We start from the raw sequence: 15622 nt of genomic DNA, 5'->3' as shown, positions 1-15622 counted from the left end.
ATAGACTGCGGTGGGGGCATCGGCGGCTGGGCAAATGGTTATTTGCCCCTACGGATCACTTACGGCGAAGAAAAAAACGGGTACGCGGGGATGGGCTAATCCTTGAACTGCAGCTGGTAGAGCCGGTAATAGAGTCCCTGGGCGGCCATCAATTCCGCGTGCGTCCCTTCTTCCGCCTTCTCGCCGTGGTGGATAACGACGATGCGGTCCGCGTCGCGGATGGTGGAGAGACGGTGGGCGACCACGAGCGTGGTCCGCCCCTGCATCAACCCTTCGAGCCCCTGCTGGATCAGCCGTTCGCTGGCCGTGTCCACGCTGGCCGTCGCCTCGTCCAGCACCAGGATCTCGGGGTTGAAGGCCACGGCGCGTGCGAAGGAGATCAACTGCCGCTCTCCGGCGGAGAAGTTCACCCCGCGCTCGCGCACCTCTTCGTCGTAGCCGTTTTTGAGTTCCCGGATGAAGCGATCGGCTCCGACCACGGCCGCCGCCTGTTCCACCCTCTTGAGCGCCTCGGGGTCTCCCAGCGAGATGTTGTAGGCGATGGTGCCGGAAAAAAGGTAGGGGTCCTGCAGCACCACGCCGATCCGTCTGCGCAGCACCGGTAGCGGCAGCTCGCGGATGTCGGTGCCGTCGATGGTTATGGAGCCGCGCTCCACGTCGTAGAGCCGGGACAGGAGCCTGGTCACCGTGGTCTTGCCGCCGCCGGTCTCCCCGACCAGCGCCACCTTCTCGCCGCGCTTCATCTGCAGGGAGAAACCCTTCAGCACGTAATCCCTGTCCTTGTAGGCGAACCAGATATCGTTGAAGCAGATGCTCTGCAGCGCCTGCGCCGGGGAGGCCTGGCATGCCTGCGGCGTCCCCTTGGCCGCTTCCGAGGCCGGCAGCACCGCGGGCTCGCGGTCCTCGTTGTCGAGCAGGGCGAAGATCCGCTCCAGGGAAGCCATCGCCCCCTGCATGATGGAGTATTTTGCCGAAAGGTCCCGGATCGGGGAGAAGAACTTCTCGATGTACTGGATGAAGGCGACCAGCGAGCCGAAGGAGAGCGTCCCCTTCACGATCTCGCCCCCCCCGTACCAGATGATCAGCGCCACGGCCACGGAGGAGAGCGATTCCACCACCGCGTAGAGGGCCGCGTCCCAGGTGATCACCGGGAGGTTCGCCTCCACGTAGGAGGCGTTCAGCCTGCGGAATTCCTTTGCCTCGTCCCGCTCCCGATTGAAGAGCTGCACCACCGCCATGCCGCCGATGCTCTCCGCGAGGAAGGCGGAGAGGTTCGCCTGGCGCGCGCGCACCTGGCGGAAGGCGAGCCGCATCCATTTGCGGAAGGCGAAGGCGACCCAGATCAGCACCGGGAGCACCGAGAAGGTGACCAGCGAGAGCCGCACGTTCATCCAGAGCATGATGCCGACGATCCCCGCCAGCACCAGGATGTCCCCGACCACCGTCACGATGCCCGCAGCGAACATCTCGCCCAGGACCTCGATATCGCTGGTCAACCGGGAGACCAGGCTTCCCACCGGGGTCTGATCGAAGAAGCGGGTGGAGAGGCGCTGGATGTGGCTGAAAAGCTGCACCCTTATGTCGTACATCACCCGCTGTCCCACCCACTGCAGCAGGTAGACCTGGGCGAACATGAGGATCGATTCCGCGAAGATGATGGCGAGAAACGCCGCGGCCAGGGCGGGGAGCCCCTCCATGCGTCCCTTCACGATGTGTTCGTCGATGGCGACCTTGATGATCCAGGGCTGGGCGAGCTTCGAGGCGGCGATCAGCGGGAGCAGCAGGAGCGCCGTCGTCAGCATGCGGCGGTACGGCAGGACGTAGGCGATGAAGCGCCCCATCAGGCGCCGATCGTACACCTTACCTACCGTTTCATCCTCGTATATCCCGCCGAAGTGCATGCCGCTCCCTCTAAACCTGAAAACCAAAAGCCCTAACGCGAAGACGCAAAGGCGCAGAGACGCAGGGAAATTCTATGAAGGTTTGACCCCTCGCTTGTTTTTTGCTTTTTCTTGGCGTCTTAGCGCCTTTGCGACTTTGCGTTAAAGCTTTTGCCTTTAAAGCCTCTCTATCTCCGCCTTAAGCTGCTCTTCCCTGTGGATGGCGGCGTAGCGGCCGCCGAGCTCCAACAGCTCCGCATGGCTCCCCTCTTCTACGATGCTCCCCTGCTCCAGCACGATGATCCGGTCGCAGTTGCGCAGCGGCGAAAGCCTATGCGACACGATCAGCACGGTCCTTTTCCCGTAGTAGCCGGAAAGGGCGGAAAGAATCTCTTCCTCGGTATCGGCATCGACGGCGGAAAGGGGATCGTCCAGGATCAGTATGCTCGGCTCCTTGATGAGGGCTCGTGCGATGGAGACGCGCTGCTTCTGCCCACCGGACAGGGTCACCCCACGCTCACCGACCAGCGTGTCCAGCCCCTGCGGAAACCGGGTGAGGTCGCCGGAAAGCCCTGCGATCTTGGCCGCGCGCTCGATCTCTTCTCGGGTCGCGCCGGGCTTGCCGTAGGCGATGTTCTCGGCGATGGTGCGGGAAAAAAGAAACGTCTCCTGGGGCACGAACCCGACCGCGGCACGGATGCGCTGCAGGGGGAGCCGGTTGAGATCGATGCCGTCGATCAAGAGGGTGCCGTCGGCCACCGGGAAGAGCCGCGGAATCATGCGCACCAGGGTCGACTTGCCGCTCCCAACCACCCCGACGATGCCGATGCGGGAACCCCTTGCGATCTTAAGGTCGATGCCGCGCAGCATCTCGGCGCTGCCGTAGCTGAAGCTGAGGCTGCGGTACTCGATCTCCCCCTTGATCTCGCCGGGATCGACCGGCTGCTCCGGCTCCACCACCTCGGGGTACGCGTTCAGTATCTCGCCCAGGCGGGTCATCGACGCGGCTCCCCTCTGCACGAGGTTGAGGATCCAGCCGAACATGATGGTCGGCCAGACCAGCATGGCAAGGTAGCCGTTGAAGGCGACGAAACCGCCCAGGGTGAGCTCGCCGCGGATCACCTGGTTGCCGCCGACAAAGAGGATGACGAGGGTGCCGATGGCTCCGGTCGCCGCCATCACCGGCAGCATCATCCCTCGGATCTTTGCCATCGCCATGCTGGCGTCGCTGTAGCTGTCGCATACGGCGCCGAAGCTTTCGATCTCCCCTTCCTCGCGGCAGTAGGCCCGCACCACCGCTGCTGCGGAGACGTTCTCCTCGACCCGGGTGGTGAGCCGGGCCAGCGCCTCCTGTGTCCGCTTCGAGACGCGGAACATGCTGGCGCTCATCTGCTTCACGATCAGGATCATGACCGGGAAGGGGAGCACGGCGCATATGGTGAGAAACGGGGAAATGCGGGTGAGGAGGATCAGGGAGGCAGTGTAGATCACCACCGTGTTCAAAAGACTCAGGACGCCGAAGCCGAGCAGCATCCTGACGTTGGTGAGATCGTTGGCAAGCCTGGACAGGATGTCGCCGGTGCGCCAGTTGGAGAAGTAGGTACGATCCAGGGTGAGCAGCTTCGCGTAGAGGTCCTCGCGCAGCTCGTACTCGATGCGGCGCCCGGCGTTTAGGAGCGTTGTGCGGGAAAAGACGCGGATGATTCCCTGCGCCACGGCGGCGGCTGCGATCAGCCCGCCGTACTGCGCCGGGGTGTACCCGGCCTTCGCCGGTGACTGCAGGGACTCGATGGCCAGCTTCAAGAGCCACGGAATGGCGAGCCCGCACAGGTTGGTCCCCACCAGCAGCAGGGCCCCCAACAGGTAGGCACCCCAGCGGTTGCGCATGTAGCGGTATAGTCTTCTCAATTCGCCGATGGCTCACCTCGCGAGATAACGCGCCGGTAGTATTATTACATTTCCCTTTTCCTGTCAAAGTATTTGCCGGTTCCAATAATAAGCCGGTGATGTTTTAAAAAAACGTAAACGCGCCGTTTTGACCCCACCAAACCCCTGTGCAGCCACAATTTCCCCGAATCGGAAAATTCTAACCAATTCCTGCGCTACTTCAGATACTTTGGCCCGAGACAATAACAATCGATCGCTTGTTCTAAAATTTCACTTTTTTTCGATTTTTTTTCTGTCAAAGCACCGCCTGAAGCGCTCATCCTCAAAGATGTTTTGACAAAAGTCCTTCTTTTTCAGCCAGTTTTGTCAAAAACAAATGCTTGCTTTTTTGTTTTAAAATGGCGTATAGTCCATTCGAAATTTTCGTATGACAGCAAAAAGCGATATTTTAAAACAACGTTCTTCAAAATCCATAAAGTTGCTTTTTGACTTTCATTGGGCGTATCATCTTTAGCCGTTTATCAACCAAGTGGTCGGACGACCATGAACCAGTCACGAGGTCAGCAGTGAAAAACAAGTTGATGCACCTCTCCAACGAGACCATGAACGTCGGTTTCGTGAAAAAGGTGGAGGCACTCTCCGGCAGTTCGGTGCGGCGCTGCTTCCAGTGCGGCAAATGCTCTGCCGGCTGCCCAATGTCCGCGTTCATGGAGCATCCCCCCAACAGGGTGGTGCGCCTGCTGCAGTTGGGGCAGGGGCAGCGCATCCTGGCCGGGCGCTCCATCTGGTACTGCGCTTCCTGCGAGACCTGCACCACCCGCTGCCCCAACAAGGTGGATCTCGCCGCGATCATGGACGCGCTCAGAAAGCTCTCCTGGGACGCGGACGGCCCCTCCAAGGAAAGTTACGTGCAGCTCGCCAACCGCCTCTTCATCGAGAACATCCGCACCTACGGCAGGCAGTACGAGCTGCGCCTGGGCGCCGCCTTCAACATGAAGAGCGGGCAGTTCCTGAAGGACCTGATGCTCGGCCCCAAGCTGATCTCCAAAGGGAAGCTGAAGATGTTCCACTCAAAGAACAAGAACATCGCCGACATCGAGGGGATCTTCAAGAGGATCGAAGAGATGCGCAAGAAAGGGGAGGCGCTGTGACACCTGGCAAGAAACGTCTTAGTTATTCCTATTACCCGGGCTGCTCGCTGCACGCCTCCGGGCGCGAATACGACATCTCCACCCGCGCGCTGTTCAAGGCGCTCAACGTGGGTCTCAAGGAAGTGCCGGACTGGTTCTGCTGCGGGGCCACCCCCGCCCATAACGTGGACGAGCTTTTGTCGCTCTCGCTCTGCGCCAAGAACCTCTCCCTGGCCGAAGAGGTCGAGGGGGACCTGGCCGTCGCCTGTGCCGCCTGCTTCTCACGCCTTAAGACCACCCAGCACCACCTGAAAGAAGACGACACCAAGAGAAAGCAGGTCGAAGTGGCGATCGACGGGCCGGCGGCCATTAACAAGCCGGTCAAGCACATCCTGGAGATCCTGGCCCGCGAGTTCGGTCTGGCCAGGCTCGAGGAGAGCGTGAAGAAGCCGCTCTTGGGGCTCAAGGTCGCCTCTTATTACGGCTGTCTGCTGACCCGGCCGCCCGAGGTACCTGAGCTGGACGACTGCGAGGACCCGAGCATCATGGAGGACCTTCTGCGCGCGCTGGGGGCGGAGCCGGTCAAGTGGAGCCACCGCATGGAGTGCTGCGGCGCAAACTTCACCCTGTCCCGCCCGGGCGTGGTGCTCAAACTCTCCAACGCCATCCTGGAGAGCGCGCGCATCGCCGGCGCGGACTGCATCATGGTCGCCTGCCCCTTGTGCCACGGCAACCTGGACATCCGCCAAAAGGAGATCAAGGAAGCCTACGGCGCTCCCGACTCCACCCTGTTCGGCAACATCTTCGGCTCCGAGCTGCGCGGCGGGAGCGCCCCCGACCAGCGCGACGTCCCCATTTTCTACGTCACCCAGCTGGCGGCGCTGGCCATGGGGGTAGCCTCGGAGAGCCTCGGTTTCGAGAGCGTCATCACCGACCCGAAACCGCTGTTGAGAGATAAACAGCTGCTCTAGCCTCATGGCGGCAGCAACGGATTGAGGAGCTTATGTCCAGAATCGGCGTTTTTGTGTGCCACTGCGGTGAGAACATCTCCCGCACCGTGGATGTGGAGCAGGTGGCGAAGGCCGCGGGGGAGATCCCCGGGGTAGCCTATTCCTGCGATTACAAGTACATGTGTTCGGACCCCGGACAGACCCTGTTGAAGAAGGCGGTCGCCGAGCACAAGCTGGACGGCGTGCTGGTGGCGGCCTGCAGCCCGCGCATGCACGAAAAGACCTTCCGCAAGGCGGCCGAGGCGGCGGGGCTGAACCCGTACCTGTGCGAGATGGCCAACATCCGCGAGCACTGTTCCTGGGTGCACGAGGACCGGGGCATGGCGACCGCGAAGGCGAAGGACATCGTGAAGCTCATGGTGGAGCGGGTGAGGAAAGGGAAGTCGCTCGCCCCGATCACCGTACCGGTCACCAAGCGCGCGCTGGTCATCGGCGGCGGCATCGCCGGCATCCAGGCGGCGCTCGACATCGCCGACGCCGGGCACAAGGTGGTGCTGGTGGAGCGCGATCCTTCCATCGGCGGCCACATGGCGCAACTCTCCGAGACCTTCCCGACGCTGGACTGCTCCCAGTGCATCATGACACCGAAGATGGTCGACGTGGCCAACCACCCTAACATCACCCTGTTCACCTATTCCGAGATCGAGAAGGTGGAAGGGTACATCGGCAACTTCCAGGTGACCGTGAAGCACAAGGCGCGCTCGGTGGACGAGAAGAAGTGCACCGGCTGCGGCGTCTGCATGACCAAGTGCCCGAAGAAGAAGATCCCCAACGAGTTCGACCAGGGACACGGCATGCGCCCCGCCATCTACGTCCCATTCCCGCAGGCGGTCCCCAACACCCCGGTGATCGACCGCGAGAACTGCACCATGTTCCAAAGCGGCAAGTGCGGCGTCTGCGCCAAGGTCTGCGGACCGGGCGCGGTGGATTACGAACAGAAAGATACTTTTACCGTCGAGGACGTGGGCGCCATCGTGGTCGCCACCGGCTTCAAGCTCTACACCATCGACAGGAAACCGGAAGGTAGCCCGATCCAGGGGTACGGCGAATTCGGCTACGGCACCATCCCCGACATCATCGACGGCATGACCTTCGAGCGCCTCGCCTCCGCCTCCGGCCCGACCGGCGGCAAGATCCTGCGCCCCTCGGACGGCAAGGAGCCCAAGCAGGTGGTCTTCATCCAGTGCGTCGGTTCGCGCGCCAGGGAGAAGGGGATCTCCTACTGCTCCAAGGTCTGCTGCATGTACACGGCCAAGCACACCATGCTCTACCACCACAAGGTGCACGACGGCCAGGCCTACGTCTTCTTCATGGACGCGAGGACCCCGGGCAAGGGATACGACGAGTTCTGGCGCCGCGCGGTCGAGGAAGAGGAAGCGGTCTACATCAGGGGGATGGTGTCGCGCATGTACCAGCGCGGCGACAAGATCGTGGTAATGGGAAGCGACATCCAGGTCGGTACCCAGGTCGAGATCGAGGCCGACCTCGTGGTGCTGGCCACCGCGGTGCAGCCCCAGGACGGCGCGGACCTCTTGGCGCAGAAGCTCGGCATCTCCTACGACAAGTACAACTTCTACTCCGAGGCCCACGCGAAGCTCAAGCCGGTCGAGTGCGCCACCGCCGGGATCTATCTCGCCGGCGCCTGCCAGGGGCCCAAGGACATCCCCGACACGGTGAGCCAGGCCTCCGCAGCGGCGGCCAAGGTGATGACGCTCTTCGCCAAGGACCAGTTGGAGCGCGACCCGGTGGTCGCCAAGGTGAACGAGAAGTACTGCGTCGGCTGTTTCGCCTGCAAGAAGGTCTGCGCCTACGGCGCCATCGAGGAGAAGGAGATTCGGGACCGCCAGGGGAACCTGGTGAAGAAGGTCGCCTACGTGAACCCCGGTGTCTGCGGCGGCTGCGGCACCTGCCAGGCAACCTGCCCGTCCAAGTCCATCGAGCTCGACGGCTACACCGACGAGCAGATCATGGCGATGATAGAGGCGCTCTAAACGGCTAAAACCTGTTCTATGTTCTAAGTTCTAGGTTCTACGTTTAAACCTTAAACAACTTCGATTCTCGCTCTTGGTTCTGCCTTCAACATAGAACGCAGAACATAGAACGTAGAACGGCTTCTGAGGTTTTCATGCACGCTGAAACAAAACAACACGACTTCGAACCGAAGATAGTCGCCTTCGTCTGCACCTGGTGCACCTACGCGGGGGCGGACCTCGCCGGCACCAGCCGGATGCAGTACCCCTCCAACGTCCGGGTGCTCAAGTTCCCCTGCACCGGGAGGATCGACCCGGTCTTCATCCTGCGCGCCTTCCAGAAGGGGGCGGACGGGGTGCTGGTGTCCGGGTGCCACCCCGGGGACTGCCACTACATGGCGGGCAACTTCCACGCACGGCGCCGCTTCGCCGCTTTCCGGGCTCTCCTGAGCTTCGTCGGGGTGGACCTGAACCGGCTCCAGTTCTCCTGGGTGTCGGCTGCCGAGGGGGGGAAGTGGGTCGACGTGGTGACCGAGCTGACCGAACGGGTGCGGACCATGGGACCGATGCCCGAATTCAAGGAGCTCGAACACGAGGAGCAGTGGTCGACCTTCGCCGGGGCTTCGGCGGACAAGGTGCTCAATTCGCCGGAGTTGAAAGAGGCGTACGACAGCATCGGCTAGTTTTTACGCAAACCTTCGCCTGACGCTGTAGGGGCAAATAATGTTGCCCGGCCGCCGGCGCCCGACCGGTGCAATTGCAGGACGAGGCCAAGACGCGACAACGGCAGGCGAATGGTTATTCGCCCCTACAATAGTCCTCTCCCCTGGAGGGGAGGGTCAAGGAGGGGGACGGTTCTCGCTCCCGACCGCTAACATCCGCGCCGGCACCCACCGCGCGTCCACGGACAACGACATGAACGCTAAAGCAAGCAAGACCCACGTCACCTGCATCGAACCGGCCTACTACGAGGCGATCACCGAGGCGATCCGCAAGGAAGCTGTGCAGATCCTGAAGGATGAGACGGTCGTCGGTGTGGTCGGCTACCTCCCCGGCCGCCGCAAAGGGACCGCCAGCCCCGCGCTGGTCACCACGGCGGAGGAAGCCGGGAAGCTCATCTTCTCGCCCGCCTGCGTCAACAACCTCTCGGTCTACCTCACCAAGGCCAAGAAGGGGGTGCTGAAAAAGGGCAAAGTCGGCATCGTCGCCAAGGGTTGCGACATGCGCGCCCTGGCCGGCCTGATCACCGAGTCGCAGCTCCAGCGGGAGGAACTCTTCATCATCGGCGTGGTCTGCCCCGGGGTGTACGGCTTCGGCGCGGAGCGCACCGGCACCCTCACCGAGGCCAACATAGCCCGGAAGTGCCGCGAGTGCTCGGTGCACCTGCCGGACGGGGCCGACGTCGCCGCCGGAACCCACACCGAGCTCGCCGACCTGACGCCGGAGGAGGCTGAGGAGATGGCCCGCATCGAGGCGATGCCGCAGGCTGAGCGTTGGGCCTTCTGGAAGGAGCATTTCTCGCGCTGTATCCGCTGCATGGCCTGTCGCCAGGTCTGCCCCTTCTGCTACTGCGAGCAGTGCCTGTGCGACAAGAACCGCCCGCAGGCCGTGGAAAGCTCGCCCCGCCCCGCCGGCAACATGGCCTGGCATCTCGTGCGTGCCATGCACCTCGCCGGGCGTTGCGGCGGCTGTGCAGAGTGCGAGCGGGTCTGCCCCATGGATATCCCTCTGAACCTGTTGAACCGCCGCATGGCGAAGGAACTGAAGGAACTCTACGACTTCGAGGCCGGACTGAACCCGGTGGAGAAGGGACCGCTCAACCAGTACAAGGAAGACGACGACCAGTCGTTCATCAAGTAGAATAAGGTCCCCTCCCTCCTCCGGGGGGAGGAGCAACGTCGGAGCACCATCACACAAGCCAGCAGCGCCCTCACCCCTGTCCCCCTCCCGGAGGGAGAGTGGAGAAGGCCAATACAAAGAGACTCTTATGCCGCAGATCATTACGGAACAGAACCTTCGCAATCTGATCGACCTCCTGGTCAAGGAAGCCAAACTCGTGGTGGGCCCGAAGTTGTCGGGATCGGTGGTCCTCTACGAACCGCTCGCAGCAGGCTCGGACCTCACCCTCGACGCGCTGCCGCGCCGCTCCTCCAAGGAGCTGTTCTTCCCGATCTGCGAGGACATCCTCTCCTACAAGCGGGAAAACGGCGCCATGAAGGTGACCGACGTGGACCGCTCGAAATTCCCGGAAACGGTGCTGATCGGCGCGCCTCCCTGCGACGCCGGCTCCCCCGCCATCCTGGACGCCGTCATGTCCTGGGACTACAACGACGAGTTCTACCTTGAGCGCCGCCGCAAGAGCACCATCGTGGGGATCGCCTGCACCAAGGGGGACGACGCCTGCTTCTGCCGCGCCGTAGGCCTCGCGCCGGACGCCGAGGGGGGGAGCGACCTGTTCCTTACCCCGCTGAAAGACGGCTCCTACGCCTGCAAAGCGGTGACGGAAAAGGGGCAGGCCCTGGTGGCGGCGCACCCAAACCTCTTCGCGGATGGGGCGGGCACCGAGCCGGTACCGTTCGTGGACCAGGCAGTCGAGAAGCTCGACCTGGCCAAGATCAAGAAGTGGCTGGAAGAGCACTTCGAGGATCCGCTCTGGGAGAAGATCGCCGACATCTGCGTCGGCTGCGGCGCCTGCGCCTTCATCTGTCCCGCCTGCCACTGCTTCGACATCAACGACGAAGGGAGCACGGATGACGGCGTCAGGCGCAAGCACTGGGACGCCTGCGGTTTCGCCAAGTTCACCAACCACGCCTCGGGCCACAACCCGCGTGACGTTCAGAACAAGCGCTACCGAAACCGCATCATGCACAAGTTCAAGTACTACGATGACAAGTTCGGCAAGACCCTTTGCACCGGCTGCGGCCGCTGCATCCGCGCCTGCCCGGTCGGCATCGACATCGCCGAAATCCTGGAGACCATCAACAGCAAGCAGGACTAAAACGAACAGGGATAAAGGGGATAAAAGGGATAACAACAAAAGCCTGAGGTTTTATCCCCTGTATCCCTTTTATCCCTGTTAAACGCCTTACGAGAGACAAAGCCTATGTGCAAATCAGACAACATCTACCTCCCCAACCTTGCCACCATCGAGGCCATCGTCGACGAGACCCCGGACGTCAGGACCCTGCGCCTGGTCTTCCAGGACGAAAAGGTCCGAGAGAACTTCAGCTTCCGCGCCGGCCAGTTCGCCGAATACTCCTCCTTCGGCTTCGGCGAATCGACCTTCTGCATCGCCTCGGCACCGACCCGCAAGGGGTACATCGAGTGCTGCTTCAGGAGCGTGGGGCGGGTCACCGAATCTCTGAGAAGGCTCGAGGTCGGCGACACCGTCGGCGTACGCGGCCCCTACGGCAACTCCTTCCCCATCGAGGAGTTCTACGGCAAAAGCCTGGTCTTCATCGCCGGGGGCATCGCCCTGCCGCCGCTTAGGACCGTGATCTGGAACTGCCTGGACCTGCGCGACCAGTTCAAGGACATCACCATCGTCTACGGCGCCCGTTCCGAGGCGGACCTGGTCTACAAGCACGAACTGAAGGAGTGGCAGGAGCGCGGCGACGTGCGCCTGGTGAAGTGCGTGGATCCAGGCGGCGCCGGTCCCGATTTCGACGGCAAGGTAGGTTTCGTTCCCACCGTGCTGGAGGAAGCGGCTCCCAGCTCCGAGAACACCATCGCGCTGGTCTGCGGGCCGCCGATCATGATCAAGTTCACCCTCCCGGTGCTCGAGCGTCTCGGCTTCTCGGACGACAACATCTACACGACCTTGGAGAACCGGATGAAGTGCGGCGTCGGCAAGTGCGGCCGCTGCAACGTCGGCAACGTCTACGTCTGCAAGGACGGCCCGGTCTTCACCGCCCGCCAGGTGAAGGCGATGTCGCAGGAGTTCTAGACCGACCGAGCGAAGGCCCAACGATTTGAACCGACTCCCCCTCCCCTGCCCTCCCCCTTCGGGGGAGGGTTTTGTTTAGATAAGCCTTCATAGCTCTTTATCCGCCTTTATCCCTTTTATCCCTGTTCAATTCGCTTGACCAAGTGCTTAAAATGAGCGAGTCTTTCCGCCTTGGCGCCGCCCTCACCCCGGCCCTCTCCCGTTGGGCGAGGGGGAGTGGACGAAATCTTCGCCGCAACAGGTTCCGCCTATGCCGTACCTCCTTCTTACCTTGAGCGCCCTGATCTGGTCCGGCAACTTCGTGATCAGCCGGGCGATGAACAACGTCATTCCCCCTGCCGGGTTCGTGTTCTGGCGCTGGGTGGTGGCTCTTATAGTGCTTCTCCCGGTGGTGCTGCCGCGACTGCGCGAACAGTGGCCCATCGTCCGGGCCAACCTCCCGCTCATCGGGATTTCCGGCCTCTTCGGCGTCACCCTCTTCAACTTCCTGATCTACACGGCGATGCACTGGACCACGGCAATCAACGCGGCACTGGTCAACTCCGCCATCCCGATCTTCATCATCATGTTTGCCCGCCTCTTCTACGGGCAGCGGGTCATGCTGCGCCAGCACGCCGGCATCGCCCTTTCCCTGGTCGGCGTCGCCGCCATCATCCTGCGGGGCGACCCGACCCGCATCCTCACCTTGAGTTTCAACCGCGGCGACCTCCTGGTGCTCCTCGCCGCCATCGCCTGGGGACTCTATTCCGTTGCGATCAAGCGCTACCCGCAGGGGCTGAACCCGTTCGTGTTCCTGTTCTCCATGACCGTGTGCGGCCTGGTGCTGCTGATCCCCTTCTACGGCTACGAGATCTCCCAAGGTCACTTGATGACCTTCAACCTCCCCACCGTTCTCAGCGTCCTGTACGTGGGCGTCCTCGCCTCGGTCGTCGCCTTCACCGCATGGAACCGCGGGCTGCGGCTTGTGGGACCGCACGTGGGTGGGCAGTTCGTGCACCTGATGCCCGCCTTCAGCACCGTCATGGCCGTGATTTTCCTGGGCGAGCGGCTGCAGCCCTTCCACGTCGCCGGCATCGTCCTGATCTTCGCCGGGATCATCTGCGCGACCTATAAGGTCAAAGCGTAGCCCCCTCCCCTACCGGGGCCGGGAGCCGCACCCGGGTCAGGGCCAACTCCCTTATAAAGCGAGTTCCCCCTCCGGCGAACTCCCCCTCTCCTTCTGGGAGAGGGTATGCACAAGGCGGACGTCTCCCATTGTCGATTCTCCATTGTCACACGTTCATTACCCCTGCCTTTACGTATACTTCCTTGCCCTCCCCCCCTTGCTGCTGATATCGTATTCACTACGCTAAAACAGCTGCAACACACTCCCCTCTAAAAAAGGTGACCCCAATGTTCCAAGTTGTAAGCAACGAGATTCTCGCGGAAAATCTCCACAAGATGGTGTTGGTCGCTCCCCGGATCGCACGGGCCAGGAAGGCGGGACAGTTCGTCATGGTCAGGCTGGCTCAAGGCGAAGAGCGGATCCCGCTGACCATCGGCGACGCGGACCCGGCCGCCGGGACCATCACCCTGTTCATACAGGCCATCGGCGCCTCGACACGAAAGATCGTCTCGACCCCGGTCGGCGGCTTCATTCGCGACGTGGCGGGCCCTCTGGGCAAAGAGACCCATATCACCAACTGGGGCCGGGTCGTCTGTGTGGGTGGCGGCGTAGGCACCGCCGTCCTTTTCCCGCTGGTGAAGGCGCTTGCCGAGGCCGGCAACGAGATCACGACCATCATCGGCGGACGCTCGGAACGCTACGTCATCCTGGCGGATGAACTGGGAGCGCTGTCCAAGAACCTGCTGATCACCACCGAGGACGGCAGCCTGGGCTACAAGGGATTCGTCACCGGTCCGCTTTCCGAGATGATCGCCGACCCCGCCCGCGCGCCGCAGGCCGTCTTCGCCGTGGGTCCGGTCCCGATGATGAAGGCGGTTGCCAACCTGACCCGTGAGCCGGGGATCGAGACCATCGTGAGCCTCAACCCGATCATGATCGACGGCACCGGGATGTGCGGCGGCTGCCGCGTTCAGGTGGGCACCGAAACCAAGTTCGCCTGTGTGGACGGACCGGAGTTCGACGCGCACCTGGTGGACTTCGACGGTCTCTCCGACCGCCTGACCAGCTATCGCAAGGAAGAGGCGACAAGGCACGCAGCCGAGGGCTGCAAACTGGCTAAGGAGGTGGCAAAGTGAGCAACGACCTGTCCCCCAAAGAGAGGATGGCTATAGATAGGGTCCACATGCCGGAACTGCCGGCGGACGAACGGAGCACCAACTTCGAGGAGGTCAACCTGGGTCTCTCCGCAGACCAGGCGCTTTCCGAGGCGCAGCGCTGCCTGCAGTGCAAGACCAGGAACTGCGTGGCCGGCTGCCCGGTCGGGGTCTCCATCCCCGAGTTCATCGACGCCCTGGCCTGCGACGACCTGCCCAAGGCCACCCAGATCCTGCGCGGCGACAACGCCCTCCCCGCGGTCTGCGGCAGGGTCTGTCCGCAGGAGACCCAGTGTGAGGCCCTTTGCGTGCGCGGCAAGAAAGGCGACGCCGTGGCCATCGGCTACCTGGAGCGCTACGTGGCGGACTGGGCCATGCTGCACCCGGATCGCCTGCTCAAAGCGGCGAAGCCCGAGCCGACCGGCAAAACGGTCGCCGTTGTCGGCTGCGGCCCCGCCGGGCTCACCGCGGCCGGTGAACTGGCCCGGATGGGACACCAGGTCACCATCTTCGAGGCGCTGCACGACACCGGCGGGGTGCTCCGCTACGGCATCCCCGAGTTCCGTCTCCCCAAGGAGATCATTGACCGCGAGGTGGCGGTTCTCCTCGAGCTGGGCGTCGGCATCGAGTGCAACGTGATCATCGGCAAGACCCTGACCGTCGCCGAGCTGCGCGACGATTTCGACGCCGTCTTCATCGCCAACGGAGCCGGTCTTCCCACCATGCTTAACATCCCCGGGGAGAACCTGAAAGGGGTCTACGCCGCCAACGAGTTCCTCACCCGCGTCAACCTCATGGAGGCCGGGCGCAAGGAGGACAGCGCGACGCCGATATTGCAGCGCGACGAGGTCGCCGTCATCGGCGGCGGCAACACCGCCATGGACTGCGTCAGGACCGCCCGCAGGCTAGGCGCCAAGCGCGCCATGATCATCTACCGTCGCGGCGAGGCCGAGATGCCGGCCAGGATCGAGGAGATCAAGCACGCCAAGGAGGAAGGGGTGGAATTCGTCATGCTGACAGCCCCCGTCGCCATAATTGGCACCGAAGACGGCTGGGTATCCGCGCTGCGCTGCCAGAAGATGGAGCTGGGCCCGGCCGACGATTCCGGGCGGCGCCGCCCGCAGGCGGTTGACGGCTCGGAGTTCGACATTCCCGCCGGCATCGTGATCAACGCGGTCGGGACCAACGCCAACCCGCTCCTCACCGCCACCGCGCCTGATCTCAGCCTGAACAAATGGGGCAACGTCGTGGCCGACGAAGAGGGGCAGACCAGCATCCCCGGCGTCTTTGCCGGCGGCGACATCGTCAGGGGCGGCGCGACCGTCATCCTGGCCATGGGTGACGGCAAGCGCGCCGCAGCAGCCATCGACCAGTACCTGAAGCGCTGAGGACCGCGCAACAAGATTTGAAGTAACGAGGGGGCCGCAAGGCCCCCTTTCTTTTTGCGCCACCAGCAAGGTTTCGCAACGCATCCACACCTCTCCCGCCTGCAACCGTCCCCAAGGCACCTGCGGCTGGGCAAATGGTTATTTGCCCCTAC

Annotated in this window: 12 protein-coding genes; 10 read left to right on the top strand and 2 right to left on the bottom strand. The window is 62.8% G+C overall.

Going from position 1 to position 15622, the window contains the following annotated elements:
* Positions 1-95: 95 nt before the first annotated feature.
* Together KP003_RS19750 and KP003_RS19745 are read right to left on the bottom strand one after the other, a co-directional pair.
* Entirely contained in the window at positions 96-1901 is a 1806-nt protein-coding gene (locus tag KP003_RS19750) for an ABC transporter ATP-binding protein (RefSeq protein ID WP_216789799.1), read from the bottom strand.
* 156 nt (positions 1902-2057) lie between these two features.
* Entirely contained in the window at positions 2058-3767 is a 1710-nt protein-coding gene (locus KP003_RS19745; protein ID WP_216792029.1) for an ABC transporter ATP-binding protein, read from the bottom strand.
* A 566-nt stretch (positions 3768-4333) separates the two neighbouring features.
* Here KP003_RS19745 and KP003_RS19740 point away from each other — a divergent pair.
* The 10 genes from KP003_RS19740 to gltA all read left to right on the top strand — a co-directional run bounded on the left by KP003_RS19740 (position 4334) and on the right by gltA (position 15470).
* Positions 4334-4918: a 4Fe-4S dicluster domain-containing protein gene (locus tag KP003_RS19740; RefSeq protein WP_216500534.1), complete on the top strand. Its 585-nt coding sequence runs from the start codon at positions 4334-4336 to the stop codon at positions 4916-4918.
* Positions 4915-5868, top strand: coding sequence for a CoB--CoM heterodisulfide reductase iron-sulfur subunit B family protein (locus KP003_RS19735; RefSeq protein ID WP_216500535.1), 954 nt, complete (start codon positions 4915-4917; stop codon positions 5866-5868). The genes KP003_RS19740 and KP003_RS19735 overlap by 4 nt, the downstream gene beginning before the upstream one ends.
* A 32-nt stretch (positions 5869-5900) precedes the next feature.
* Positions 5901-7898 (top strand): CoB--CoM heterodisulfide reductase iron-sulfur subunit A family protein, encoded by a 1998-nt coding sequence (locus KP003_RS19730; protein ID WP_216500536.1) that lies wholly within the window; start codon positions 5901-5903, stop codon positions 7896-7898.
* A 134-nt stretch (positions 7899-8032) separates the two neighbouring features.
* Positions 8033-8560, top strand: coding sequence for a hydrogenase iron-sulfur subunit (locus KP003_RS19725; protein ID WP_216500537.1), 528 nt, complete (start codon positions 8033-8035; stop codon positions 8558-8560).
* 232 nt (positions 8561-8792) lie between these two features.
* A complete protein-coding gene (locus tag KP003_RS19720; RefSeq protein WP_216500538.1) occupies positions 8793-9737 on the top strand; it encodes a ferredoxin family protein in 945 nt (314 codons plus the stop codon).
* Positions 9738-9864: 127 nt separating this feature from the next.
* The gene (locus KP003_RS19715) at positions 9865-10875 is read left to right on the top strand and encodes a 4Fe-4S dicluster domain-containing protein (RefSeq protein ID WP_216789798.1); all 1011 of its coding nucleotides are present in this window, start codon (positions 9865-9867) and stop codon (positions 10873-10875) included.
* Positions 10876-10980: 105 nt separating this feature from the next.
* Positions 10981-11823, top strand: coding sequence for an FAD/NAD(P)-binding protein (locus KP003_RS19710; RefSeq protein ID WP_216789796.1), 843 nt, complete (start codon positions 10981-10983; stop codon positions 11821-11823).
* Between the two features lie 250 nt (positions 11824-12073).
* Complete coding sequence (locus KP003_RS19705) at positions 12074-12949, top strand: DMT family transporter (RefSeq protein ID WP_216789795.1); 876 nt, start codon at positions 12074-12076, stop codon at positions 12947-12949.
* Between the two features lie 266 nt (positions 12950-13215).
* Positions 13216-14064 (top strand): sulfide/dihydroorotate dehydrogenase-like FAD/NAD-binding protein, encoded by an 849-nt coding sequence (locus KP003_RS19700; protein ID WP_216500542.1) that lies wholly within the window; start codon positions 13216-13218, stop codon positions 14062-14064.
* A complete protein-coding gene (gene gltA / locus KP003_RS19695) occupies positions 14061-15470 on the top strand; it encodes an NADPH-dependent glutamate synthase (protein ID WP_216789793.1) in 1410 nt (469 codons plus the stop codon). The genes KP003_RS19700 and gltA overlap by 4 nt, the downstream gene beginning before the upstream one ends.
* Positions 15471-15622: the final 152 nt, after the last annotated feature.

It is taken from the genome of Geomonas diazotrophica (assembly GCF_019063885.1).
In the GTDB taxonomy this organism is placed as follows: Bacteria; Desulfobacterota; Desulfuromonadia; order Geobacterales; family Geobacteraceae; genus Geomonas; species Geomonas diazotrophica.
The sequence above is the reverse complement of the archived record's forward strand: the minus strand, read 5'-3'. Positions and strand labels throughout refer to the sequence as shown.

Coding starts and splice junctions, on each gene's coding strand:
- KP003_RS19750 (WP_216789799.1), bottom strand. CDS start 1,901: ATGCACTTCGGCGGGATATACGAGGATGAAACGGTAGGTAAGGTGTAC.
- KP003_RS19745 (WP_216792029.1), bottom strand. CDS start 3,767: ATGCGCAACCGCTGGGGTGCCTACCTGTTGGGGGCCCTGCTGCTGGTG.
- KP003_RS19730 (WP_216500536.1), top strand. CDS start 5,901: ATGTCCAGAATCGGCGTTTTTGTGTGCCACTGCGGTGAGAACATCTCC.
- KP003_RS19725 (WP_216500537.1), top strand. CDS start 8,033: ATGCACGCTGAAACAAAACAACACGACTTCGAACCGAAGATAGTCGCC.
- KP003_RS19720 (WP_216500538.1), top strand. CDS start 8,793: ATGAACGCTAAAGCAAGCAAGACCCACGTCACCTGCATCGAACCGGCC.
- KP003_RS19715 (WP_216789798.1), top strand. CDS start 9,865: ATGCCGCAGATCATTACGGAACAGAACCTTCGCAATCTGATCGACCTC.
- KP003_RS19710 (WP_216789796.1), top strand. CDS start 10,981: ATGTGCAAATCAGACAACATCTACCTCCCCAACCTTGCCACCATCGAG.
- KP003_RS19705 (WP_216789795.1), top strand. CDS start 12,074: ATGCCGTACCTCCTTCTTACCTTGAGCGCCCTGATCTGGTCCGGCAAC.
- KP003_RS19700 (WP_216500542.1), top strand. CDS start 13,216: ATGTTCCAAGTTGTAAGCAACGAGATTCTCGCGGAAAATCTCCACAAG.